This is a genomic window from Ruegeria sp. H3 (genome assembly GCF_056533095.1).
Map to the genome: position 1 here is coordinate 109,775 of NZ_JBQFOD010000008.1, position 23,998 is coordinate 133,772.

General features: G+C 59.1%; 25 protein-coding genes. 11 read left to right on the forward strand and 14 right to left on the reverse strand.

Features of this window, described 5'->3' with window-relative positions; all coding sequences use genetic code 11:
• Nucleotides 1-72 precede the first annotated feature (72 nt).
• Nucleotides 73-978, forward strand: a complete 906-nt coding sequence (rarD, locus tag ACR0JE_RS11305; RefSeq protein WP_480864231.1) for an EamA family transporter RarD — start codon at nucleotides 73-75, stop codon at nucleotides 976-978.
• Here the strand turns inward: rarD and ACR0JE_RS11310 are convergent.
• Together ACR0JE_RS11310 and ACR0JE_RS11315 are read right to left on the reverse strand one after the other, a co-directional pair.
• Complete coding sequence (locus tag ACR0JE_RS11310; protein WP_480864232.1) at nucleotides 969-1,679, reverse strand: SGNH/GDSL hydrolase family protein; 711 nt, start codon at nucleotides 1,677-1,679, stop codon at nucleotides 969-971. The two genes, rarD and ACR0JE_RS11310, sit on opposite strands and share 10 nt — an antisense overlap.
• Before the next feature lies 1 nt (nucleotide 1,680).
• Nucleotides 1,681-2,091: a nuclear transport factor 2 family protein gene (locus ACR0JE_RS11315; protein ID WP_480864233.1), complete on the reverse strand. Its 411-nt coding sequence runs from the start codon at nucleotides 2,089-2,091 to the stop codon at nucleotides 1,681-1,683.
• A 97-nt stretch (nucleotides 2,092-2,188) separates the two neighbouring features.
• Here ACR0JE_RS11315 and ACR0JE_RS11320 point away from each other — a divergent pair, with 97 nt between their 5' ends.
• Nucleotides 2,189-2,836 carry an RluA family pseudouridine synthase gene (locus tag ACR0JE_RS11320; protein ID WP_480864234.1) on the forward strand — a complete coding sequence of 216 codons (648 nt, stop codon included), beginning with the start codon at nucleotides 2,189-2,191 and terminating at the stop codon, nucleotides 2,834-2,836.
• Nucleotides 2,837-2,838: 2 nt separating this feature from the next.
• On the opposite strand, the gene ACR0JE_RS11325 is transcribed toward ACR0JE_RS11320, so the two are convergent.
• A complete protein-coding gene (locus ACR0JE_RS11325; protein WP_480864235.1) occupies nucleotides 2,839-3,030 on the reverse strand; it encodes a hypothetical protein in 192 nt (63 codons plus the stop codon).
• A gap of 104 nt (nucleotides 3,031-3,134) precedes the next feature.
• On the opposite strand from ACR0JE_RS11325, the gene ACR0JE_RS11330 reads away from it, so the two are divergent.
• From ACR0JE_RS11330 to ACR0JE_RS11340, 3 genes are all read left to right on the forward strand, one after another.
• Nucleotides 3,135-3,830 carry a helix-turn-helix transcriptional regulator gene (locus tag ACR0JE_RS11330; protein ID WP_480864236.1) on the forward strand — a complete coding sequence of 232 codons (696 nt, stop codon included), beginning with the start codon at nucleotides 3,135-3,137 and terminating at the stop codon, nucleotides 3,828-3,830.
• Nucleotides 3,831-3,960: 130 nt separating this feature from the next.
• Nucleotides 3,961-4,632 carry a YiaD family glycine zipper/OmpA-like lipoprotein gene (locus ACR0JE_RS11335; protein WP_480543048.1) on the forward strand — a complete coding sequence of 224 codons (672 nt, stop codon included), beginning with the start codon at nucleotides 3,961-3,963 and terminating at the stop codon, nucleotides 4,630-4,632.
• A gap of 87 nt (nucleotides 4,633-4,719) precedes the next feature.
• Nucleotides 4,720-5,259, forward strand: coding sequence for an NADPH-dependent FMN reductase (locus tag ACR0JE_RS11340; protein WP_170533307.1), 540 nt, complete (start codon nucleotides 4,720-4,722; stop codon nucleotides 5,257-5,259).
• Between the two features lie 7 nt (nucleotides 5,260-5,266).
• Here ACR0JE_RS11340 and ACR0JE_RS11345 read toward each other — a convergent pair whose 3' ends face one another.
• Nucleotides 5,267-6,301: an NAD(P)/FAD-dependent oxidoreductase gene (locus ACR0JE_RS11345; protein WP_480550766.1), complete on the reverse strand. Its 1,035-nt coding sequence runs from the start codon at nucleotides 6,299-6,301 to the stop codon at nucleotides 5,267-5,269.
• Between the two features lie 55 nt (nucleotides 6,302-6,356).
• Here ACR0JE_RS11345 and mnmC2 point away from each other — a divergent pair, with 55 nt between their 5' ends.
• A complete protein-coding gene (gene mnmC2 / locus ACR0JE_RS11350) occupies nucleotides 6,357-7,022 on the forward strand; it encodes a tRNA (5-methylaminomethyl-2-thiouridine)(34)-methyltransferase MnmC2 (RefSeq protein ID WP_480550768.1) in 666 nt (221 codons plus the stop codon).
• Nucleotides 7,019-7,888, forward strand: a complete 870-nt coding sequence (locus tag ACR0JE_RS11355; protein ID WP_480550770.1) for a DMT family transporter — start codon at nucleotides 7,019-7,021, stop codon at nucleotides 7,886-7,888. Before mnmC2 ends, ACR0JE_RS11355 begins: the two co-directional genes overlap by 4 nt.
• Here ACR0JE_RS11355 and ACR0JE_RS11360 read toward each other — a convergent pair.
• Entirely contained in the window at nucleotides 7,862-9,835 is a 1,974-nt protein-coding gene (locus ACR0JE_RS11360; protein ID WP_480864237.1) for a lytic transglycosylase domain-containing protein, read from the reverse strand. The two genes, ACR0JE_RS11355 and ACR0JE_RS11360, sit on opposite strands and share 27 nt — an antisense overlap.
• Nucleotides 9,836-9,971: 136 nt before the next feature.
• Between ACR0JE_RS11360 and dapA the strand changes: the two genes are divergently transcribed.
• A complete protein-coding gene (dapA, locus tag ACR0JE_RS11365; protein WP_480864238.1) occupies nucleotides 9,972-10,844 on the forward strand; it encodes a 4-hydroxy-tetrahydrodipicolinate synthase in 873 nt (290 codons plus the stop codon).
• Nucleotides 10,845-10,989: 145 nt separating this feature from the next.
• Here dapA and ACR0JE_RS11370 read toward each other — a convergent pair whose 3' ends face one another.
• The 6 genes from ACR0JE_RS11370 to pdxR form a co-directional block, all read right to left on the reverse strand.
• Nucleotides 10,990-11,877 (reverse strand): dimethyl sulfoxide reductase anchor subunit family protein, encoded by an 888-nt coding sequence (locus tag ACR0JE_RS11370; RefSeq protein ID WP_480864239.1) that lies wholly within the window; start codon nucleotides 11,875-11,877, stop codon nucleotides 10,990-10,992.
• Complete coding sequence (locus ACR0JE_RS11375; protein WP_480864240.1) at nucleotides 11,877-12,626, reverse strand: 4Fe-4S dicluster domain-containing protein; 750 nt, start codon at nucleotides 12,624-12,626, stop codon at nucleotides 11,877-11,879. The genes ACR0JE_RS11370 and ACR0JE_RS11375 overlap by 1 nt, the downstream gene beginning before the upstream one ends.
• 91 nt (nucleotides 12,627-12,717) lie before the next feature.
• Nucleotides 12,718-15,537 carry a molybdopterin oxidoreductase family protein gene (locus tag ACR0JE_RS11380; protein ID WP_480864241.1) on the reverse strand — a complete coding sequence of 940 codons (2,820 nt, stop codon included), beginning with the start codon at nucleotides 15,535-15,537 and terminating at the stop codon, nucleotides 12,718-12,720.
• 89 nt (nucleotides 15,538-15,626) lie between these two features.
• A complete protein-coding gene (gene pta, locus ACR0JE_RS11385) occupies nucleotides 15,627-16,634 on the reverse strand; it encodes a phosphate acetyltransferase (RefSeq protein ID WP_480864242.1) in 1,008 nt (335 codons plus the stop codon).
• Nucleotides 16,635-16,661: 27 nt separating this feature from the next.
• Complete coding sequence (xsc, locus tag ACR0JE_RS11390) at nucleotides 16,662-18,431, reverse strand: sulfoacetaldehyde acetyltransferase (protein ID WP_480864243.1); 1,770 nt, start codon at nucleotides 18,429-18,431, stop codon at nucleotides 16,662-16,664.
• Between the two features lie 125 nt (nucleotides 18,432-18,556).
• Complete coding sequence (gene pdxR, locus ACR0JE_RS11395) at nucleotides 18,557-20,017, reverse strand: MocR-like pyridoxine biosynthesis transcription factor PdxR (RefSeq protein ID WP_480864244.1); 1,461 nt, start codon at nucleotides 20,015-20,017, stop codon at nucleotides 18,557-18,559.
• A gap of 132 nt (nucleotides 20,018-20,149) precedes the next feature.
• Here pdxR and ACR0JE_RS11400 point away from each other — a divergent pair, with 132 nt between their 5' ends.
• Together ACR0JE_RS11400 and ACR0JE_RS11405 are read left to right on the forward strand one after the other, a co-directional pair.
• The gene (locus ACR0JE_RS11400; RefSeq protein ID WP_480864245.1) at nucleotides 20,150-20,458 is read left to right on the forward strand and encodes an ArsR/SmtB family transcription factor; all 309 of its coding nucleotides are present in this window, start codon (nucleotides 20,150-20,152) and stop codon (nucleotides 20,456-20,458) included.
• Nucleotides 20,451-21,482 (forward strand): permease, encoded by a 1,032-nt coding sequence (locus tag ACR0JE_RS11405; protein WP_480864246.1) that lies wholly within the window; start codon nucleotides 20,451-20,453, stop codon nucleotides 21,480-21,482. The genes ACR0JE_RS11400 and ACR0JE_RS11405 overlap by 8 nt, the downstream gene beginning before the upstream one ends.
• Before the next feature lie 47 nt (nucleotides 21,483-21,529).
• Here the strand turns inward: ACR0JE_RS11405 and ACR0JE_RS11410 are convergent, their stop codons facing one another.
• Complete coding sequence (locus ACR0JE_RS11410) at nucleotides 21,530-21,919, reverse strand: hypothetical protein (RefSeq protein WP_480864247.1); 390 nt, start codon at nucleotides 21,917-21,919, stop codon at nucleotides 21,530-21,532.
• A gap of 52 nt (nucleotides 21,920-21,971) precedes the next feature.
• The gene (locus ACR0JE_RS11415; RefSeq protein ID WP_480550792.1) at nucleotides 21,972-22,736 is read right to left on the reverse strand and encodes a DUF1013 domain-containing protein; all 765 of its coding nucleotides are present in this window, start codon (nucleotides 22,734-22,736) and stop codon (nucleotides 21,972-21,974) included.
• Between the two features lie 130 nt (nucleotides 22,737-22,866).
• On the opposite strand from ACR0JE_RS11415, the gene ACR0JE_RS11420 reads away from it, so the two are divergent.
• On the forward strand, nucleotides 22,867-23,508 hold the full coding sequence (locus ACR0JE_RS11420; RefSeq protein ID WP_480864248.1) for a ribonuclease T2 family protein: 642 nt from the start codon (nucleotides 22,867-22,869) through the stop codon (nucleotides 23,506-23,508).
• Here the strand turns inward: ACR0JE_RS11420 and ACR0JE_RS11425 are convergent.
• Entirely contained in the window at nucleotides 23,505-23,993 is a 489-nt protein-coding gene (locus ACR0JE_RS11425; RefSeq protein WP_480864249.1) for a hypothetical protein, read from the reverse strand. The two genes, ACR0JE_RS11420 and ACR0JE_RS11425, sit on opposite strands and share 4 nt — an antisense overlap.
• Nucleotides 23,994-23,998 lie beyond the last annotated feature (5 nt).

Consider the following 23,998-nt stretch of genomic DNA (forward strand, 5'->3'; position numbering starts at 1 on the left):
TTCACCGATTTCGGAGTTTTCAACCCCTTGGGAATTGCCGTACACCGGTCCGGTATCAACCGGAGATTTGCTGTGTCACGCGCACCCTCTTCACCTCAGAATGTAGATACCCCAAAGGGGTTGGTGCTTGCGGTTACGGCTTATGTTCTTTGGGGTTTCCTGCCGCTTTATATGAAAGCGATGGATCATATTGGTCCGGTCGAAGTGGTTGCGCATCGTGTGATCTGGTCGGTGCCGGTTGCGGGCCTGGTGTTGATCCTGCTGGGACGTACGGGGGATCTGAAAGCAGCCCTTAGTAATCCTAAGATGCTGGGGATGGCGGCGGTCACGGCTGCGCTGATTTCAGTGAACTGGGCGATTTACGTTTGGGCGATTTCAACCGGGCATGCGCTGGATGCTGCGTTGGGTTATTATATCAATCCTTTGTTCAGCATCGCCTTGGGCGCGATATTGCTGCGCGAGCCGTTGAACCGAACGCAACTTGTTGCGGTTGGTCTGGCCGCGCTGGGTGTTCTGGTTTTGGTGTTCGAGGCCGGGCGGCTGCCTTGGGCCGCATTGGGTTTGATGGTCAGCTGGGGGTTTTATGCCTTTTTCAAACGCTCTCTGCCCATTGGTCCCAATCAGGGGTTTCTGCTAGAAGTGCTGATCCTGCTGATCCCAGCACTTGCCTATGTGACATTGCTGGGCGTGCAAGGCACTGGCCATTTCGGAGTTGTTGCGTCTGACACTCTGCTCTTGTCTTGCGCAGGTATTGTGACCGCTGTGCCTCTGTTGGTCTACGCCAACGGGGCCAAGCTGGTGCGATTGTCGACAATGGGTATTCTGCAATACATCGCGCCCACAATGATTTTCGTCACTGCGATCACATTGTTCGGAGAGCAGATTGATCGTGGCCGGATGATTGCCTTTCCGTTGATCTGGGCGGCACTGATTGTCTATTCGATTCCGATGATCCGACAGGCAAGACGTCAGGTTTGAAGCAAAAGTTTCGCCGCTCTTTCTGCCCAGATCGCATAGGTCTTGGGGCTGGGATGATAGCCGTCTGGCGCGACCAAGGCGTGATCGTCAGGTAGATCCAGTTTCAGATGACTGAGTTGGGGATGCGCTGCTACCACTCGTTGCAAACCCTGGTCCAGTCGCGCGGACTGCTGGCCCAGAACCCATGCCAGAGGCTGCGGCAGAGCAGGAAACCGGTTCATTTGGGGGACGGCTGTAACCACGACCCGACGTGCGCCAAACTTCTGCGTCAGCAGCGTCGCCAAATGGGTCTGGCGTTCGATGAAACGTTTTAGCGTGACACCACGGGTCACATCATTCACCCCCAGTGCAGTGACAACAGCGTCATATGTGCCGCCTAGCTGCGACAGCCTGTTCAGCGTGTCCTGAGTTGTATGCCCGGTGGTGGCCTCTAGCCGCCATTCGACCGCGTGATGCTTGGACAGATGATGCAGCAAATGGCCGGAAAGGGCCTGATCTTGCCTGCCTGCGCCGACCCCTGCGGCAGAACTGTCACCTGTGATCAACAGGCGCAGCCGGGGCCCACGACCGATTTGCCCCTGGCGCGGGCCAGCGGGTTCCGGCAGCATTTGAACTCTGCGGCGCACCGCCAGACCCTGTAGTGCAAGAACCGGGGCCAATGGCACGCGGACGATCTGATCGGAGGCAATCGGGACTGGCATGTCAGCTGAGTGCGGATTTGAAGTCCAGAAAGCGCGGATCGCGGGTGACGCGGGCCATCATCGCCTCGCGCAGGGCGCCGATGGTTTTGTAGGGGCGCATGACAACCTCGAATTCCTGTATCAGGCCGTCATCGTTCAGCGTGATCAGATCCACGCCAACCGCGTCCAGATCGCCGACCTTGCATTGAAATTCCAATGCCCAATCGCAGCCTCTGCCCATGATCCGTCGATATCGAAAGTCGGAAAATACCTGCCCCACGTGGCCCAGAACAGCCGCGACGGGCTCTCGTCCTGTCCATGTGCTGAAATAGGTCGGGGGCATAAAGCGGACGTCTTCGGCCAAAAGCGGGCGGATCTGCGCGTCATCACCTTTGGCGACAACCTGTTGCATGTGTTCGATTGTTGTATGCATGGCCTCTCTCCCTTGCTGGGTCCAAGGGTTCACGAACACCCTGTGGCACGCAAGGAAGACGTTGCGGTAGGGTGCGCCCTGCGTTAGGCAGGCGCGCATGACCGAGGCCTATGATCCCCCAAATACACCGCTGGATGTGCTGCATGAAGATGCGCAGTTGATCGTGGTCAACAAACCTTCGGGGCTGCTGTCGGTTCCGGGCAAGGGTGATCATCTGGCGGATTGTTTGTTGACCCGTGTGCAGGCTGCGTTTCCGCAAGCCTTGCTGGTGCATCGGCTGGATCGGGATACCTCGGGCGTTATGGTGTTCGCCCAGACCCCTCATGCGCAACGGCATCTGAGCATGCAGTTCGAGAAACGTCAGACGCGAAAAACCTATGTTGCGCGCGTTTGGGGGCTGGTCAAAGGTAAAACTGGAACCGTTGATCTTCCGCTGATCGTCGACTGGCCCAACCGCCCGCGTCAGATGGTATGTCATGAGACCGGCAAACCAGCCGTGACCGACTGGCGCGTTGTGAAACATGAAGGTGAGAGTACCCGTATGCGCCTGTTTCCCAAGACCGGGCGGTCACACCAGCTGCGAGTTCATATGTTAGCGATGGGCCACCCGATATTGGGTGACCCGTTTTATGCCGAAGGCCCTGCGCGCGATTTCCCGCGCCTGATGCTGCATTCCGAAGAGTTGCGTCTGAAACACCCCGAGGGTGGGGTTTCGATGAAATTCAGGGCACCGGCGGATTTCTGACTTCAGGCTGTATTGGTCCACAGCATTTTCAGATTACCCAATGAGAAGCGGCGCCTACGCTTTCTTGTTCTGGCTTGGCAAGGCTGTCTTGCCTGCGCAAGCTCGCGTTCAATCTCGAAGGCGCGCAGCGTATGGTCCTGCGACCAGCGGCCAAGTTTCAGGGTCATCATGACGTGATTGTCGAGATAGGGCATGCCATCACTCCTTTTTCGGGACTGTTCCAGCTTCGCCCATCACTCCTGACACCCCCTTGTCAGTGGGGCGTGCTAATGTGTCAGTAGCGTTGAGGGAGAAAAACATGCGCCGTTCGACCCGATTGTTCGAAATCATCCAGATATTGCGTGCGGCTGACGCGCCGGTGACGGCCGAGGCATTGGCGGCCAAGCTCGAAGTCTCGGCGCGCACAGTTTACCGTGATATCGCGGCACTGCAGGCGCAGCGCACCCCCATCGAAGGCGAGGCGGGGATCGGGTATCTTATGCGGCGCGGGTATGATCTGCCGCCGCTGAATTTCGATGCGGAAGAGGTTGAGGCCCTTTGGGTGGGGCTGTCGCTTTTGGCGCGCACCGGCGACAGTGAGCTGCAAGAAGCCGCCCGCCGCATCTGCCGCAAGATCGACGCGCTGCATGACACACCACGGCGCTGGCTGCAGGTCTCGACCTGGGGAACGCCGCCGGATGATCCGGCCAAAGGCTGCGTGCCGGTTGCCAACTATCGAGAGGCCATTCGCAGCGAACAGAAAATCCGCATCACTTATGTGAATGGGGCAGAGGAACACACCATTCGCGTCGTCCGCCCCGTTGCGTTGATCTACCATATTGAATGCACGATGCTGGCTGGCTGGTGCGAGCTGCGCAGCGGGTTTCGCCATTTTCGAACGGACCGTATCTGGGCGAGTGAAAGCATTGACGAGAGCTTTTGTGGCCAGGGTGACTCCCTGCGCACTCTCTGGCAGGAACAGACCCGTTGGGACAGCCATGTCGAAACCGCTTGATCGGTGCGGTTGGGCAGGTATTCGCCGACTTCACCGCATTGTTGCTTGAGCCTGTACGTAGTCCCCATGATATAATGGGCTGAACAGGGCAAACCCGAACAAACCGGGGGCCGGAGCAGAAGGTGATATCATGACGATTTCCAAGTTTTTTGTGGCAACTGGGCTGGGCTCGGCCCTGGCGCTGGCAGCATGTACCGATCCGGGTACGTTGAATGCGCCCGGTGATCCTAACCAGAATGCCAAACAAGGTGCGCTTATTGGCGGTCTGGTCGGGGCAGGGGTCGGGGCCATTGCCAATGACTCGGACCCGTTACTGGGCGCGTTGGCGGGCGGCGCAATTGGTGCGGCAGGCGGTGGTCTGATAGGCAATCAGCTTGACCGTCAGGCAGCCGAACTGCGCCAGCAGCTGGCCAACGATGGCATCACAATTGTGAATGCCGGGGATCGCCTGATCGTAACCGTGCCAAACGACATTACCTTTGACACTGACAGCGCCACTGTGCGCCCGGCCTTGCGCTCGGACCTGGTGAAGGTCGGTCAGAACCTTGTGAACTACCCGAACTCGAATGTGCAGATCATCGGCCATACCGATAGCGATGGCGATGCCGCGTACAATCAGGGCCTCTCGGTCCGTCGTGCGAATGCGGTCGCGGACATTCTGCAAGCCAACGGCGTCGGCTTCAACCGCATCACAACCATCGGGCAGGGTGAAAACAATCCTGTTGCGTCGAACCTGACACCGGCGGGCAAAGCGCAGAACCGCCGGGTTGAAATCGTGATCGTTCCCAGCGGAAACGCCTGATCGCGCAGGGCCTGTGCACGGAATGGGGTTTGGATCGCGCTTGTCCCGGTCTAACTATGGGGAAACAACGAAACGGAGTTTCCCCTGATGTCCAAACCGATCCTACTGGGCCTGTCTGGGTCCCTGCGCCAAAGCGCAACCAACCGCAAATTGCTGCGTGAGGCTGCTCGGCTTTTTGATCCCGCCGAGTTTGTCGAGGCCGACCTGAACCTGCCGCTTTATGATGGCGATCTTGAGGAAGGCGAGGGTATTCCTGCCGTTGTTCAAACACTGCGGGCTCAGATCGAGCAGGCAGATGCGGTGATCATCTCGACCCCGGAATACAACAAGGGTCCCTCCGGTGTTCTGAAAAATGCGCTGGACTGGGTCAGCCGGACCGAAGGCAACCCATGGGCCGACAAGCCTGTTGCGGTTATGTCGGCCGCTGCGGGTCGTGCAGGGGGTGAACGGGCCCAGATGATCCTGCGGGCCTATATGGTACCGTTCCAGCCGCTGATTTTGCAGGGTCCGGAAATCCACCTGGCCAACAGTTCGAACGAGTTTGATGACCAGGGCAGGTTGACCAGTGCGCGCTATGAGCAGACGCTGGGGACATTGATGCAGAAGCTGCGGAACCTGAGCGCATAGAGTCGGGTCAAAGCGAGGCTTCGGGCCGGAAATCATCCGGGATCGTATCCCGCCCATCCAGCATAAGATCGGCCATGACTTCGGCAATTCTCGGGGCCATGCCAAAACCGATCTTGAATCCGCCATTGGCGATGAACTGACCTGTGTGCAGGGGGTGTTCGCCCAGCATCGGCGCGCGGCTTTTGCTGCGCGGACGGACACCGGCCCACCGCTCGATCACTTCGGCCCCGTGCAGCAGCGGAACCGCCTGCATCGCACGCTCGATCACATCGTCCAGCGCGCTGTCGATGCTGGCGGGATCGTCATAGTCGCGTTCCGAGGTCGAGCCGATGGCCAGCGTCCCGTCGGCATGGGGAACGATATGGATCGCATCTGCAAACAGTTGCGGTACCGCGCCCGCATCAAACCGCAATAGCGCCGCCTGACCTTTCACGCCATTGCCGACAGTTTTGCCGTAGGCTTCGTTTAGCTCTTTCAGACCGGCCAGTCCGGTGGCGTGTACAACCCGACCTGCATCGGGTGCGTCAGTGACCAACTTTACCCCCATAACCGCCAAAGCCGCGACCAGCGCGGCGCAAGCGCGGCGCGGGTGCATGCGGGCGGTTAGCGTGTCATGAATGACATAGCCGGTCGGGCTGGGCGGGCACCATGATCCGGCCTCGGCCACCTCGATTACCCGCCATTCGGCACGGCCTTGCCACAGCTCTTGCGCGGTGTGTTCACGCGCGCGCGCCAGATCGAGGCTGCGCGGGTCGGCAATCGGCTGGATGCGACCTAAACGCCCGTACCCGGCAGAGACACCGCCGACGGCCTCGACCTGAGCCCAGAACGGTTCGGCCATGATCAGGCTGTCGAACTGAAAGGCCTTCTTGGCGTTCCAGTTTTCAGGCACATGCGGGGCCAAAGCGCCGACCAGACCGCCGCTGGAGCCAGCGCCCGGCCCAAAGGGGTCGATGATGCGCACCTTCGCGCCGCGCTGCGCGCAGGTCCAGGCGATCGACAAGCCGAAAATCCCGGCGCCTTTGACGGTCACATCGACCATTGCCAAACTCCTTTTCCTTGTTCAGTGTCGCGCCGCTTAGCTACAGGATTCCCCGATGGCAGACCAGCGCGCCGAGGTCACGTGGACCGAGGATCAGATACCCGTCTCGGATCGCTTCGACGACCCTTACTACTCGTTGCAAAACGGGGTTGAGGAGACGCGGCATGTTTTTCTTGAGGGCAACGACCTGACTGCGCGATTTGCCCCCGGTTTTCACATTGCAGAGCTGGGCTTCGGCACCGGGCTGAATATGCTCACCGCGTGGTCTGCATGGGAACAGGTTGGCCAAACGACCCCGCTGCAGTTCACCAGCTTCGAAGCCTTTCCAATGGATACGGCGGATATCCGGCGCGCTTTGGCTGCATTCCCTGAATTGGCGCCATGGGTGGATCGATTTCTGGAGAAGTGGACAGGGAAACAGTGCGTTCTCGATACGCTGGCGCTAACTGTCATCGAAGGCGACGCACGCCAGACATTACAGAATTGGCAGGGGCAGGCAGATGCTTGGTTCCTGGACGGGTTCTCACCCGCCAAGAACCCCCAGCTTTGGGGTGCAGACCTGATGCAGCAGGTCGCAGATCACACGGTTCAAGGGGGTACGGCGGCCACCTATACCGCCGCCGGTTTCGTGCGGCGCGGATTGGAAGAGGCGGGATTCCAAGTGACCAGAACCCCCGGCTATGGCCGCAAACGTCATATGACACGGGCGGTCAAAGCATGACACAGCAGAACAATACGCGCGCGGGCGTTGCGTTGATGATTGGCGCGACAATCGTCTTTGCCTTGCAGGACGGAATCTCTCGTCATCTGGCCGAGTCCTATAATACGTACATGGTCGTGATGATCCGCTACTGGTTCTTTGCGGCCTTCGTGATCGCCTTGGCTGCGCGCGCGCCCGGCGGGTTGAGGGCAACGACCCGGACCAACCAACTCGGATTGCAGATCTTTCGGGGCGTCTTGCTGGCGGCTGAAATCTGCGTTGCCGTATTCAGCTTTACGATTCTGGGTCTGATCGACAGCATGGCTGTCTTTATCTGCTATCCGCTGCTCGTTGCGGCACTGAGCGGCCCGGTGTTGGGTGAAAGGGTCGGATGGCGTAGGTGGACGGCGATTGGTGTGGGCTGTGTTGGTGTTTTGATCATCCTACAGCCGGGGGTCGGAGTCTTTAATCCTTGGGCCATCATTCCGTTGATCTCAGCCCTGATGTTCGCGCTTTACGGCTTGCTGACCCGCTATGCCGCGCGTCAGGACAGTACGGCCACCAGCTTTTTCTGGACCGGTGTATCCGGTGCGGTCGCCATGACGCTTGTTGGCATGTGGTTCTGGGAACCCATGGCGCAAGGCGATTGGGGTTGGATGGCGGTGTTGTGCGTCAGCGGGGCGCTTGGGCATTGGCTGCTGATCAAGTGCTATGAGATGGCCGAGGCCAGCGCCGTTCAACCCTTTGCCTATTTCCACCTGGTCTGGAGCGCGATCCTGGGCATTTCGGTCTTTGGTGAAGTGCTGCGCCCCGAGGTGGTTGTCGGGGCGGCGGTTGTTGTGGCCGCGGGCCTTTTCACCCTATGGCGCGAACGCAGCCAGGGTTGAGCCGGTCAACTCCTGCGAAAAGGGGATTGGCAGGGCTGGTTGGCCCAGACGCGCGCGGTAAACCGGAAGGCTTTCTGCCACGCGCATCACATAGTTGCGGGTTTCGCTAAAAGGGATGGTCTCGATCCAATCGACCACATCAACCTGCCCCCGGCGTGGGTCGCCATAGCGTTCCATCCAAGAAATTGGCCGCCGTGGCCCGGCATTGTACCCGGCCGCCATCATGACTACGTTGCCGTTGAAATCAGCTGCCAGCCCTGACAGGTAGTTGGCCCCGAGCTTGGCGTTATACTGCCAGTCTGAGGTCAAGCGTCCGGTCTGATGACCGCTGAGGATACCTAGCTCCTGCGCCACCAGTTTCGCCGTGGCTGGCATCACCTGCATCAGACCGCGCGCGCCTGCACCGCTGATCACAACCGGATCAAACTCGCTTTCGCGTCGTGCGATCGCCAGTGTCATTTCCTTCGCCATGGGCAGGCCCATATCGGCCACTGGGTGCACCGGATAGTAGGCCGCAGGCAGAACGGTTCCGGCGGTGGCTGCCCGTTTGGCAATCATGACCGCCAGATGCGGTTCGTTTAGCTCAATCGCGAGATCGCCCAGCTGAGCGGCCTGAACCGGATCAAGGCCTTCGACCAGATGTGTCAGAAACCGCTCGGACAGATTGTCCTCGCCTGCTTTCAACAGCAGCAGCCCGGCCTCCAGAACGCTGGAATTTGTGAAATCCGCCTGCCGCCAATGCGGCGCACGGCGGGGTGTCGCCAGTTCAGGATCAAACGGGCGACCGATCTGTTCAGCCGCCAACAACCCGTAGAACGAAGTCTGATTATCCGCCCCGATGGCATAAGCTTCATAGGCCTTTTCCGCCTCACCCTGCGCGGCATAAGCCCGGCCCAGCCAATACCCCCCGCGACCTTTCGAGATCGGGGATTGCACGGCGTCCGAGAAATTCTGGAAATGACGCACAGCCGTGGCCGGATCATTCAACCTGCGTAGGGCCAGAAAACCAGACAGCCATTCCAGATCAGCATAGGCATAGCCCATTTCCGGCGTCATGTGGTGGGTCGAGGCAACCTTGTAGGCCCGCGCCGGTCGGCCTTGCCGCATCTCCAACCTTGCGAGCCTGCGCCGTCCTTCGCCCCATTTGTCAGGCTCGCCCAACGCTTCGGGGCTGGTAGATCGGGCCAGCATCAGATCAACGGCACTTTCGTCCAGCTCTTTCTTGTCGCGCCAAACAAAACGGTCAAAGGCAAGACCCGGGGCATCCGCAACCGACTTTGGCACTGCGGCCACCTTTGTATCGACGCCAGGTTGACGCTTTTGCAACGCAATCCGCGCCTCGGCCAGTTTGCGATCATCTGCGCCCACCAGTGGTAACATCTGGGATGCACTCACCAGATGGCCATCCCACAACATCCGGTCCAACCGCGCTGCGTGATGGGGTTTCAGCAGCTTGCCAAAATTCTCGACGTAGTCTTTCTGTAACCCCGCGCCCATGGGCATGGTGCGCCACGCTGTGACGATATCCGCCTGTGCCTCACCCTGTTGTCCTTTTGCCATCAGAGCAACGGCGTAGTTCAACGCACCCTCCGCCGTTTGCGGCGGCGTATCCGCGTAGAATTTCAAGACGCGATCTGGGTCTGCGCCGGTAAAAGACGGCTCGCTTTTACGGCGCAGCCAGGCCAGTCCGGGCCAGTCCGGACGGCGATCCAGGAACACCAGCACATCACCCGAGCTGCCAAACCCCTGCCGCAACCATTCCCACACGATGATATCGCGCGACACCGATCCGCGCTGCCCCGACACGCGCAGCGCCTCGTTCCAGTCGCCCTTGCGCATCTCGCTTAACCCGGCACGCAAATCGGCAGCGGCATCCGCCCGCACGGCCTGTGGCGATAAAGCGGAATACAGAATCACGGCCATCATCAGGCCCAGAACGCGTGTCATGCCTTGCATTTCCCAACCAACCAAGGATAGAGCCTGTGAGGATAAACCTTGCGCCGCCGGGATCAACTCACAAAGCCTAAATCGTGATGGCCCGCGGTGCAAAAAAACACGGAAACTGCACCTTAAGGAGCGTGTCATGTTCAAAGGCTCTATGCCCGCCCTCGTCACCCCGTTCACAAACGGCGCGTTGGACTTGGATACGCTCAAACACCTGCTCGAATGGCAGATCGAATCCGGCTCTACCGGGCTGGTCCCCGTGGGCACCACCGGGGAAAGTCCAACCCTCAGCCATGATGAGCACGAGACGGTTGTGGAAGAAGTGGTCAAAGCTGCCGCTGGTCGCGTACCGGTGATTGCCGGTGCCGGTTCGAACAACACGGTTGAAGCAGTACGCTTCGTTCAGTTTGCCAAGAAAGTCGGCGCGGAAGCCGCACTTGTTGTGACGCCCTATTATAATAAACCGACTCAGCGCGGCCTGTTCGAACATTTTGCCGCGCTGCATGAATGTGCCGATATTCCGATCATCATCTACAACATCCCCGGTCGCTCGATCATCGACATGACGCCCGCCACGATGGGTGAGCTGGCCAAGCTGCCGCGTATTGTCGGGGTAAAAGACGCAACCGGCGATTTGGCGCGGGTCAGCCAACAGCGTGCAAGCTGCGGCGCTGACTTCTGCCAACTGTCAGGTGAAGATGCGACGGCTTTGGGCTTCAACGCCCATGGCGGTGTCGGGTGTATCTCGGTCACGGCCAATGTGGCCCCGAAACTCTGCGCTGAATTCCAGCAAGCGACATTGTCAGGCGACTATGCCAAGGCATTGGCCTATCAGGATCGGTTGATGCCCTTGCACGAGGCCCTTTTTATCGAGCCCGGCCTTGTAGGTGCTAAATACGCGCTTAGCAGATTGGGCCGCTGCAGCGCTGAGGTGCGCCTGCCGCTGACCACATTGGAAGACAGCACCAAAGCCGCAATTGACGCAGCCATGGCCCATGCCGGTCTGATCTGAGCCTGAACAAGTCCAAGTAAAAGGGCGGCCTCGATCCCCGAGCGCCGCCCTTTCCATTTCAGCCCGTATCCAGGCTTCATCTGGCCAGAAATATCCCGGGGGGTGAATTGAGCCGCAGGCTCAAGAGGGGGGCTGGCTCCCCTACCTATCGCTTGCCATAATACAATCCGACCACATGCTCGGCTTGGGCAAAGAACAACCAGCGCGACGTGGCAACGCCCGCCAGATGTGAGATCACGGCCAGCAGCGCAAATAGGTGCTTTAATGCCAAACCTCCGACCGGTAGAATCAGCAGAAGCAGAGGTAAGACAAAGGCCAGCGCAAACGCGATCATCCGCAGCTTTTGTGCATGTTTACGACCCACCACATGGACGAATTCCCGCAGCAGGTAGTTGGTGCCTGTATGCGGCGGCTCAAACGCACGCACGGTTCCGCGCGCACCCAATCCGGTTGCGGTGCCCAGATCGGTTCCGGAGTTTGCGAGCGCACTGTCACCTTGATGCCAGTATAGAATCTGGACCAACGCAGCGATCAACAACAATGGTATGGCGATAGACGTCTGGCCAGCCAGCAGTGCCCCCCCAGCCAAGCTAAAGCTCAGGAACATCGCCGGTGTCAGCTTCAAGTTCCAGCGTGGGATCGTCTTGAGCTGTGTGTAGATCATTGATGTCGTAAACACCGTCGCAAGCGAAAACAGCGCGCCCAGCAACCCGAGTGCACCCCAACGCTGCCCAAGAAACACAGCCCCGATGGCATAGAACCCCATAACGATCAGGGCGATAACCGCGCACCAGCCCTCCCGGCTGAGCCAGCTTGAGCGCCATTGCGTGAAGGCTTTCATCGCGCGTTCCGGGTGGCCAAGGTGAAAGGTCGACGCCATCAGGCCGCCGACGGCCAAAGCATAAGCGATCGCAAAGAACACAAACGCAACCCAGCCCGTGACTTCGGGCAGGCCGAGGCCCAGAAAGACAAGCAGACCAAAGCCCAGACCTGACAAGGTGGTAAAGATGATGACGGAAGGGGCCGGATGCATCAGAGCTTCTCCAGTGTTTTGTCGAGCCAGCCGAGGAACCCTTTGGGCTCTTCCGCGATGGGGGCCAGGAGCGGGGCGAGAATATCGACCTGCTCCTCGATCTGATCTTTGGGTCGGGGTGGCAGGTATTTGTTAACCGGTTTGGTGCCCATTTCTGGCATCAGGTCCATGCCGTCTCGCTCGGCCACCAGTTTGCTGACATCGCTGTCCGGATCGCCGAGGTCGCCGAAATGGCGGGCACCGGCCGGGCAGGTGCGCACACATGAAGGCACGCGGTCTACCTCGGGCAGGTTTTCGTTGTAGATGCGATCAACGCAGAGGGTGCATTTCTTCATCACCCCTTCGGCCATGTCCATCTCGCGCGCGCCATAAGGGCAGGACCAGGCGCACAAGCCGCAGCCGATGCAATCGCTTTCATTGACCAATACGATCCCGTCTTCGACTCGCTTATAGCTCGCTCCGGTGGGGCAGACGGTGACGCAGGGTGCGTCCTCGCAATGCAGGCAGGATTTTGGGAAATGGATCAGCTGAGCTGTACCTTGTTCCGGTTGCACCTCGTAAGAATGCACACGATTCAGGAAGGTGCCGGACGGGTCGGCCCCATAGGCGTCCTGATCCGACAGGGGCGCGCCGTAATTTTCGGTGTTCCAACCTTTGCAGGAAATCACGCAGGCGTGGCAGCCCACACAGGTATCCAGGTCGATGACCAGACCCATCTTGCGTTCGGTGGATTTGGGGAGCTGGGTCATGCCTGCCTTGCCTCCGCTTTGGTAGTGAGGGTGGGCTGGGGTTCTGCACCAGACCCCGGGATATTTTTAGCCAGATGAAGAATGGATCGGGTCATTTTCCAACCTTCCATGCGATATCCTTTGGACCGGTGCCAACCGGGGATTGAATCGAGGCGAATTCGGGTTGGCTTTCTGAGTCTGATGGTGGGTCGGCCTTTTCGATTTTGACCTTGAGGTCGAACCAGGCGGCCTGTCCTGTTACAGGGTCAGAGTTGGCCCATCGCATACCGTCTCCCTTTGGCGGCAGGAGTTCGTGGATCAGGTGGTTCAACAGAAAGCCTTTGGTGGCTTCGGGGGCGTCGTCCTGTAGGGCCCAGGCGCCCTTGCGTTTGCCGATGGCGTTCCAGGTCCAGATTGTGTTGTCGTTGAGCGCGGCCATCTCCATGACTGGCACCGTGATTTCCCCGTGTGGAGAGCTGACTTTGGCCCAGTCGCCATCCTGCAGCCCGTGTTCGCGCATCAGTTTGGTTGGGACGTAAAGCGGGTTGCGCCCGTGGAGCTGGCGCAGCCAGGCGTTTTGAGTGCCCCAGCTGTGATACATCGCCATTGGGCGTTGGGTCAGGGCGTTGATGGTGTAGCCTTCGTTACCCTGTTGATCAGTTTCATACCAGATCGGCAGCGGGTCCATCTTGTCTTTGATCCGCTCGCGTAGGTGATCCGGCGGCTGGCGGTCGCCGTGCCCTTCAGCGGCAAGTTGGAACTTGCGCATTGGTTCAGAATACAATTGGAACAAGTAAGGTTGTGGGCTGTCATAAAGGCCCATGCCCACGGCCCAGTCCTGATAGGCCGCGTTCCATGGTTTGTAGTAATCGGCCCCTTCGGGGATATGAGCCACGTAGAAACCACCGTTTTCGATATAGCGGTTCAGCTGGTCCGGATTGACTTCTCCACGTCCTTCCTTGTCGCCATCTTCGCCCCGGAATCCCGCCAATGGGCCGATGCCGGGCTTGCGCTGGTGATTTACGATATAGTCTGCGTAGTCTTTCCACTTGGGCGTGCCGTCTTCATTGGTAAAGCCCGGCAGGCTCATCCGGTTGGCCAGTTCGATCAGTACGGATTGGAAGCCGCGCACATCGCGGTCAGGCTCGATCACCGGCCAGCGGATCGCATCGGCAGCGGCGTCCGCTTCGCAGATTGGACGATCCAGCAGAGAGATACAATCGTGCCGTTCCAGATAGGTTGTGTCAGGCAGGATCAGGTCGGCATAGGCCACCATTTCCGAAGAATAGGCATCGGAATAGATGATGTTCGGGATGACATATTTGCCGTCTTCTGTCTTGGCCGTGAGCATCTCCATCACACCTTTGGTGTTCATGGAGGAGTTCCACGACATATTCGCCATGTACATGAACAGCGTGTCGATCTTGTAGGGATCACCCGCGGCGGCATTTGAGATTACCATATGCATCAGCCCGTGGGCCGACATCGGATTTTCCCAGGTAAAGGCCTTGTCGATACGCTGGGGAGTGCCGCACTCGTCAAGCAGTAGGTCTTCGGGACCACGCGGGAAGCCCAGATGCGGGCCTTCCAGCGGGCGGCCCGGGCGACGGTCGCCATGCGGGGTTGGATGCGCCTCAACCGGTTTGGGGTAGGGCGGTTTGAAACGAAAGCCGCCGGGGACCTCGACCGTGCCCAGCAGAATTTGCAGCACATGCAGGGCGCGACAAGTCTGGAACCCGTTTGCATGGGCGGAAATTCCGCGCATGGCGTGGAAGCTGACGGGCCGACCTGTCATCTTGGAATGCGTTTCACCCCGGAAGTCGGTCCATTCATGATCCAGCTCGATCGCCTCATCAAAGGCAACGCGGGCAATCTCGGCGGCAATGGCGCGGATGCGTTTGGCTGGGATGCCACAACGGTCGGCCACGGCCTCGGGGGCGTGATCGTCGCTGAGGTATTTTTCAGCCATCAGATGGAAGACCGGGCGGTGCGTGACGCCGTCTTTGTCGTAGGTCGCCGACAGGTCCGGGCGCACGCCGGGTTTGTCAAAGGCGGTTGGCTTGCCGGTCACGCGGTCGATTACCAGCGGTTTGCCATCGGCATTGCGTAGGAACAGGCCCTTCTCTGGACCCTCGGTGGCATTCACCAGAACTGGCGCGTTGGTGTACCGGCTCAGATAGTCCAGATCGATCTTACCAGCCTTCATCAGCACGTGTATCAGCGACAGGATGAACAGACCGTCTGTGCCGGGCGTGATCCCGACCCAGTCGTCAGCCACCGCGTTATAGCCGGACCGGATCGGGTTCACCCCGATCACCCGCGCGCCGCGGGCCTTGATCTTGCCGATGCCCATCTTGATCGGGTTGCTGTCATGATCCTCGGCCACGCCAAACAGCATGAACAGCTTGGTGTGGTTCCAATCGGGCTGGCCAAACTCCCAGAAGGCGCCACCCATTGTGTAGATTCCACCAGCGGCCATATTGACCGAGCAGAAGCCACCATGGGCCGCATAGTTGGGTGTGCCGAAATTCTGTGCCCAGAAGCTGGTGAAGCTCTGGCTCTGGTCGCGGCCGGTGAAGAAGGCCAGTTTCTGTGGGGCCGTTTCGTGCAGTTCGTTCAGCCAACCTACGGCAGTGCTGATCGCCTCGTCCCATTCGATCTCGCGGAACTCACCCGAGCCGCGCGGACCAACCCGGCGCAAAGGCTTGCGCAGGCGCGATGGGGCGTTGACTTGCATGATCCCGGCCGAGCCCTTGGCACAGAGCACGCCTTTGTTCACCGGATGATCGCGGTTGCCTTCAATGTAAGCAACCTTGCCGTCCTTCATATGCACGTTGATGCCGCATCGGCAAGCGCACATGTAACAGGTGGTCTTGCGGATCTCGTCCGATACTTTTGGTGATGTATCAAGGATCGGCTGCTGATGGGTCATTGGCGGGTCCTGTTGGTTGGCTCAGGAGGACTTTGTCACTTTCCTCATGCTTTGAGAATATTGTTCTGCGAACGATGTTTAGTCTGGGTCTATGTTCTGTTTGCCTGCAGCACGGTCACGGCGATCATCTGTGTTACATCTTCGGCGCTGCAGCCGCGGGACAGGTCATTGGCGGGTTTTGCTAACCCTTGCAAGACCGGGCCAATCGCGCTGTAGCCGCCCAGCCTTTGGGTGATCTTGTAGCTGATATTGCCTGCGTCGAGATTGGGGAAGATCATCACATTGGCCTGACCCGCCACAGATGATCCGGGGGATTTGCGATCCGCGACCGATGGCACAAAGGCTGCGTCGAATTGCAGCTCTCCATCAACGTCCAAGTCAGAAGCAGCACGGCGCAGTATGTCCGTACCCGCAACCACCTTATCGACATCCGAATGTCGGGCGCTGCCTTTGGTCGAAAAGCTGAGCATCGCAACCTTGGGGTCAACCTGCAGCAAGGTGCGTGCTGATGCAGCCGAGGCGATTGCGATTTTGCTCAGCTCGTCCGAGGTTGGATTAATGAGCAGCGCACAATCTGAATAAATCATTGCGCGCGCACCGGGTTGCGCGTTCTCAGGTGGGTACATCAAAAAGAAAGACGACACCATTCCGGCGTCAGGGGCCATGCCGATCACATGAATGGCAGCTCGGACGATGTCTCCGGTTGTGTGAACAGCACCGCCAACCGTACCGTTGGCCCGGCCACTGCGGACCAGCATCGCCGCATAGACAGAGGGGGTTTTGACAGCCGCCTGCGCCTTCGTAAGGTCGACACCTTTGTGCTGGCGCAGCTCAAAATAGGTTTGGGCAAATTCCTCCGACAGGTCCGAGGTTGCAGGGTCGTGAACCGCGATACCGGTTGACGGAGCAGCGCCGTGGTCTTGCAACGCGGCTTCAACGTCGGACCTAGGTCCAACCAGTATGATATCGGCCAGATCGGCCTGATGGGCGGCCAGCGCCCCCGCAACCACGCGGGGATCACTGCCTTCGCAGAGGGAAATCACAGGCCGGGTCGCCGGGACGTTCTGACGCAAAAGCTCGATGGGCGTTAGGGTCATACGTTCCGGCTCCGATCCGTGTCTGGCTTACTGTGCAGCCATGTCGCTGGCATCGATACCGGCAACTGCAACAGGCTTCTTCATCGCGTCGCGGCGGAAGGGCTCACCCAGTTCCTGGTTGATCATGGCTTCGATCAGGGTGGTGATCCCGTTTTTCTGATCCTCGATGGCCTGGTTCAGAGCAGCGGTCAGCTCATCCTGAGTGCGGGCGATCACACCTTTCAGACCACAGGCCTGTGCGATACCGGCGTAAGACACTTGCGTGTCCAGTTCGGTGCCGACGAAGTTGTCGTCAAACCACAGGGTTGAGTTCCGCTTTTCCGCACCCCACTGGTAGTTGCGGAAAACGATCTGGGTCACGGCGGGCCATTCCGAGCGGCCGATGGCCGTCAGTTCGTTCACCGCGATGCCAAAGGCACCGTCACCGGCGAAGCCAACAACGGGCACGTCCGGTTGACCGATCTTAGCGCCGACGATGGCGGGCAGACCGTAACCACAAGGGCCGAACAGACCCGGTGCCAAATACTTGCGACCCTCGTCGAAATCTGGATAGGCGTTGCCGATGGCGCAGTTGTTACCGATGTCGGAAGAGATGATTGCTTCGCGCGGAAGGGCCTGCTGGATCGCACGCCACGCCATGCGGGGGCTCATCCAATCCGGCTTTGCAGCACGGGCGCGCTCGTTCCAGGTGGTGCCGGGATCGTCTTGCTCGTGAGTCAGCGAGGTCAGCTCCTGCGCCCAAGCGGATTTCTTCTGCGCGATGTTGGCCTTGCGCGCGTCACGGCCAGTGTTGCCAGCGTCGTCAGATAGTTGACGCAGGATACCGTTTGCTACTTTGGCGGCGTCACCGACGATGCCAACAGTTACCTTCTTGGTCAGGCCGATACGGTCCGGGTTGATGTCGACCTGAATGATGGTGGCATCTTCTGGCCAGTAGCTCATGCCATAGCCGGGCAGGGTCGAGAACGGATTCAGGCGAGTGCCCAGAGCCAGAACAACGTCGGCTTCTTTGATCAACTCCATACCCGCTTTCGAGCCGTTATAGCCCAGCGGGCCAGCAAACAGCGGGTGATTGCCGGGGAAGGCGTCATTGTGCTGGTAGCCGACGCAAACCGGCGCATCCAGACGCTCGGCCAGTACCATCGACGCATCGATACCACCCTCGGACAGAACAACACCTGCGCCGTTCAGGATGACCGGGTTCTTGGCGTTCGACAGAATCTCAGCCGCTTTCGCCACCGAGTTTTCACCACCCGGGCTGCGTTCGAATTCGATAGGCTCGGGGATTTCGATATCCACGACCTGTGTCCAGAAGTCGCGCGGAATGTTCAACTGCGCCGGACCAGACAGACGCTTGGCCTGGCTGATGACTCGGGTCAGAACTTCGGCAACGCGGGACGGATCACGGACTTCTTCCTGATAGGCGACCATGTCTTCGAACAGTTTCATCTGCTCGACTTCCTGGAAACCACCCTGACCGATGGTCTTGTTTGCCGCCTGAGGGGTGACCAGCAGCAGCGGGGTATGGTTCCAATAGGCGGTTTTGACGGCGGTGACGAAGTTTGTGATGCCGGGGCCGTTCTGGGCGATCATCATCGACATCTTGCCAGTGGCGCGGGTGTAGCCATCCGCCATCATGCCAGCGCTTCCTTCATGGGCACAGTCCCAGAACATGATCCCGGCTTTGGGGAACAAATCCGAGATCGGCATCATGGCCGAGCCGATGATCCCAAACGCATGTTCGATCCCATGCATCTGCAGGACCTTAACAAAAGCTTCTTCTGTGGTCATTTTCATGTGACTGATCTCCGGGCAGGTGAGGAATGGCCGGGCACGCTACCCCGCCGTTGCTATTGGTTTTGACCCATAGGGCAGGGTGGCGTTAGGTCCAGAACGCGACGCGGACTAGGTCCAGTCTGCTATCAGCTGGCCCGGATCGCATCGGCGATCAGCTTTACCCCAGGCTCGATCCGATCTTGGGGAATGGAAGAATACCCGAGCCGGTAATAGTTCTGTGGCTGCTCTGGCCCCGAGAAGAAGGGCAGGCCGGGTTCGATATGTACGCTTTGTCCCTGAAGCTTGTGCGCAAGCCTGGTGGTGTCGACATCTTCGGGTGCTGACATCCACAGGGATGATCCGCCCATGATGCCCCGCCCGGCAACGGTCAACCCGTGGTGTTCGACGGCCTTGTCGAGCGTTTCACGCCGATCTGCCAGTGCTTTGGACATGCGCCTGATCTGAGCGTCGTAGTGGCCCAACGACAGGAAATAGGCGGCTGTCCGCTGGATATGGCCCGGCGGATGACGCAACACCATGGATCGCAGGGCGCGTGCTTCACGAATGAAGGGCTCGGACCCGACCATGTACCCCAATCGCAATCCGGGAAAGAGAGATTTCGAGAAGCTGCCCACATAGATTACGCGCCCATCCCGATCCATCGACTTCAGTGCCGGAGAGGGCGCGCCCAGAAAAGCCATCTCGAACTCGTAGTCATCTTCAACCACCATGGCGTCCAATTCGCGCGCGCGTTCCAGCAGTTTGTGCCGGCGCGCAATGGGCATGGTCGCGGTGGTCGGGCTTTGATGGCTGGGGGTTGTGAAGATGACATCGGTGTTTTCGGGCAACTGATCTGGGGGCAGGCCATCCCGGTCGACTGGAAGGGCCGTAATATCGCAATCCCAATGATCTAGCAGGTTGCGCAGCGAGTAATAGCATGGGTCTTCGATCACTGCGGTGCGATGGTGGGTAAGCAACACGCGTGAGGCCAGCCACAGCGCGTTTTGCGCGCCCATGGTGATCAGAATCTCTTCGGGCCGGGCAGCAATGCCACGGCGGGGCAGGGTATGGCGGGCAATGAATTCCACCAGCAGCGGATCATCCTGATCCACGTAATCGGCGGTTAACGAGGCGAAGTCCTTATGCCCAAGCGCGCGAACAGCACAGAGCCGCCAGTTGGCATGATCGAATAAGGTTCGGTCGGCCTGCCCGTAAATGAATGGATAGCGGTAGTCGCGCCAATCAGCCGGTTTGGACAACAAATCCCCGCCTGAAAACCGACGAGCCAAGGCGCTGTTCCAATCAATGGTTTCCTCGTTGCGTTGAACAGGCGTATATTTTGGCGGCACCGGCGCATTCTCGGACACGTAGTATCCGGATCGGCCTTTCGCAGTCAGGTAGTCATTAGCCAGCAGTTCAGTATAGGCCAGCGTCACGGTGATACGGCTGACGCCCAGATGTGCGGCCAGTTTCCGGGACGATGGCAGTTTCTCTCCGACATGGAACCGACCTGACAGAATGCCTTCGGCGATCATCTGTTGGATCTGTGCTTGCAGGGTGCCTTGCCCATTGAGCTCAAGGAAGAATGTGTCGATCGAGATGGCCATAGGCGCTTATAGGCTGGACCTAAGGATAGGGCAATCTGGACTTACTTTATTTGCTGAAATTTCTGGCAATGGATTGACGGGCAGCTCGAATCAAACTAAATAACTAGAAAATTAGTTTAATGGAGAAATAAGATGTGGGAAACCGCAGCGGCGGGATTCTCGGCCATGGGGTCCGAGGCCCGGCTACAGGTTCTAAAAACGCTCGTCCGCGCGGGTGAGACGGGTTTGACCGTCGGTGAAATCCAGTCGCGCACCGGGATCGCACCGTCAACTCTGGCCCATCACCTGCGGTTTCTGGCTGCCGGTGGCGTCGTCGAGCAGGAAAAGATCGGGCGTAGTACGATCAACCGCGCCTGCTTTGACGAGTTGCGAAATCTGGCGCAATTCATTCTCAGTGAATGCTGCGTCGATGAGGTAGGAAAGGCCGCGAACGATGGCTGAATTAACGCAAAATCCGAAACTGTCATCCAAGGCCGTGCTTGACCTGATCAAAACGCCCTGGGCGCTCATCGTTGCAATTCTGACGCTCGTGGCGATCCTGGACCCGGGTAACTGGGGCGAGGTCGTGACCTTTGCGGCCAAAGCGCTTGCGCATACCGGTCAATACATCCTGTTCGCCGTTTTGTTGCTCTCGTATCTCAAGGCTACAGGGGCCGAAGTTATGGTGGCGCGGGCCTTTGAAGGGCGCGAAACACGGATGATCTTTCTGGCGGCCCTGTTCGGTGGTCTAGCGCCGTTTTGTTCCTGTGAGGTTATTCCGTTTATCGCCGGTCTGTTGGCTTTGGGTGCACCGCTGTCAGCGGTGATGGCGTTCTGGCTCAGTTCACCGCTGATCGACCCGCCGACTCTGTTGATCACCGCAAGCGCGCTGGGCTGGCCCTTTGCTATTGGTAAGGCTATAGCCGCCGTTGCACTGGGCCTGTTCGGCGGTTTCGCCGTTCGCTTTCTGATGCGCAGCGGGGCGTTCGCCCAGCCGTTGCGGGAATACAAACCGGCGGGATGCTGCGGCTGCGGGCCTAAGATGGATGACAAGCCGGTCTGGAAATTCTGGCAGGAACCCGAACGACGTCAGCGATTCCGCTCTGAGTTTTTGCATAACGGCGTCTTCCTGCTGAAATGGCTGGCGCTTGCCTATGTGCTTGAGGCGCTGCTGGTCAGCTACGTACCTGCAGACCTGATTGCTCGCGTTGTTGGTGGCGAAGGTGTGCTGCCCATCGTAATCGCGGCACTGGTTGGAATGCCTGCCTACCTGAACTCCTACGTCGCGCCGCCGCTTTTGGCCGGTTTGATGGAACAAGGTATGACTGCGGGCGCTGCGATGTCGTTCATGGTCGCAGGTGCTGTGAGCTCGATCCCTGCGATGGCGGCGGTCTGGTCGCTGGTGAAACCGCGTGTTTTCGCCACCTATCTGAGCCTCGGCGTTGGCGGTGCGATCGTCGCCGGGATCGCGTTCCAGACGCTCTAAAGGGAACCGCCCGGCACAAAGGTCGGGCGGTTCCAATTCTATTCAAGTCAGCCTGCGTCGCAGAACTTTGGCAGTTTGAAGCGGTATCTGGGCTCTCCGCTTTCCACATAGATACGCTTTTCGATACAGGCGCTGGTGCCAACCGTCTGAGAGATTGGCGCTTCAGTAGAAGTGATCGAGGCTGCGGTACCATCCGGCAGCCGGACCGATGCGATTACGCCATTTCTGAGATCACCATTAATCGCAGTGGCGGACAGGACCGGGACGGTCATGAACGAATGATGCTCGTGCTCGCCATCTCCGCCCAGCAGGAACAGCGTGGATACGATTGCGATCATCCCAACGCCTGCAGCCAAACCCAGGCCCCATGTCCTGAGGAATGCGTAAATCGAAACGGCGTGGTGTGGGCCAAAAATGGCGGAAAGTACGCTAAGCATTCGGCTTCCGTTGGAAAGGCCCCGGCCTGTTTAGGTCGAGGCGGCAAACATATCAGGGGCGCTGATCGTCCTCTTCTTCTTCATCCCCGCTGCCTTTGGGCAGGTTGAAGAAGCTGTCAGCATCCACGATCGGATCGCTGTCTTCCTTCTCGTCTTCCGGTTCGTCTGACAGAGAGAAGGTCTCCAGCCCCTCAATCGCCGTCGGGATTTTCGGCGCAGCGTCCATCTCAAGCGACTGCTCGGTCGAAACCAGCTTGCGACGTTCATCATCGCTCATGACGCCACCTTCGGCGGCCTTCTTCGCGGCGGCCTTTTGCACCACGGCATCCAGTTCGGACTGTTTGCACAGGCCCAGAGCAACCGGGTCGATAGGCTGCATGTTGGAGATATTCCAATGCGTGCGCTCGCGGATCGACTGGATGGTCGGCTTGGTGGTGCCAACCAGCTTGGCAATCTGCCCATCAGTGAGTTCGGGGTGGAACTTGACCAGCCACAGGATCGAGTTCGGACGGTCCTGACGCTTGGACAGCGGGGTGTAGCGCGGGCCGCGGCGCTTTTCCTCGCCCGTGGCCGAGGGGTTGAACTTGAGCTTCAGCTTGTGCAGCGGGTTGTTCTGCGCCGTGTCGATCTCTTCTTGGGTCAACTGGTTGTTGGCAATCGGGTCAAAGCCTTTCACACCAGTGGCCACATCACCATCGGCGATGCCCTGTACTTCCAACTCGTGCATCCCTACGAAATCCGCGATCTGCTTGAAGCTGATCGTGGTGTTGTCCACCAGCCATACGGCGGTGGCCTTGGCCATAAGCGGTTTTGCCATCAGCCCGTCTCCTATACATACATCTGTCCCGTCGCCGGAATTCGGCGGCCCCGGGATTTTGGGGCAGGTTTCCGTTGTCGGGGAACTTGGCCCGTATATAGTCGCGCCAGTGCAAGAAGGGAAGAGGCGAATGCGCCAAGGGATTCTGGGCTTTGTTTTCGCGCTGCTGGGCGCTGCGGCGGCGCAGGCCGAGGGCGAGAAGGCGGGCGAATTTGACTATTATGTCCTGTCACTCAGCTGGTCACCCAACTGGTGCGCCCGCGAAGGGGACGCACGTAGGTCGGATCAATGTGATGCGCGGCATGATCATGGCTGGATCTTGCATGGGCTCTGGCCGCAGTTTCATCAAGGCTGGCCGTCTTATTGCCGCACGCCCGAGGCCCCGCCCTCGCGCAGCATGACCCGCGCGATGGAGGATATTCAGGGCAGTTCCGGATTGGCCTGGCATCAGTGGAAGAAACACGGCACCTGTTCGGGCCTGTCAGCACCCGCGTATTTCGCCCTGTCGCGCGAGGCTTATGGTGGTGTTCAGCGACCAGAGGTGTTCCGGAAACTGGATGCAACGGTCAAATTGCCTGCCTCGGTGGTCGAAGAGGCGTTCTTGAAGGCTAACCCGGGGTTAGAGCGTGACATGATCACAATCACTTGCAAGCAAGGTTATATCGAAGAAGTCCGCCTATGCCTGTCCCGGGACCTGGACCCGGTCCCGTGTGGACGGGATGTGATCCGCGATTGTGCGGCCAAAGACGCGCTGTTTGATCCGATTCGCTAAAGCTCTTTGTTCTGACACTCGCGCGCATATTCCAGCGCTTTGGCCGTTCCTGTCAGATCAATCGCCATGACGGGCTGACCCTCGGGGTTGAACACGGTCATCGTATTGTTCTGCGCAATCGCTGTCACGAAGTCGCGGTCCGTGAAGAACACCGTCGCGCCTGGAACCCGATCTTGCCTGAACCCGATGGCGGTGGCGTCAAAGCTTTTGCCGTCCAGCTCGAACCGGATCGGATAGCTCTGCCCCGGCTCAATCTCGCCCCAGGCCTTGTTAAACACGGTGAAGTACCCGCGATTGTCCAGCGCGTCATAGCCCAGACGCACGACCGAGAGGTCCTGATACACCGTCTGGATCAGGCACCCATTCCCAAGCGCTGGGTCCATCATGATGTTCCAGCCTTCGACAAAGCCCTTGTCGACGAGGTCTTGAGCAAGGGTGGCGGTGGCCGTGAAAGCGGCGAGGGTTAGGGCGAGAAGGCGGGTCATAGAAT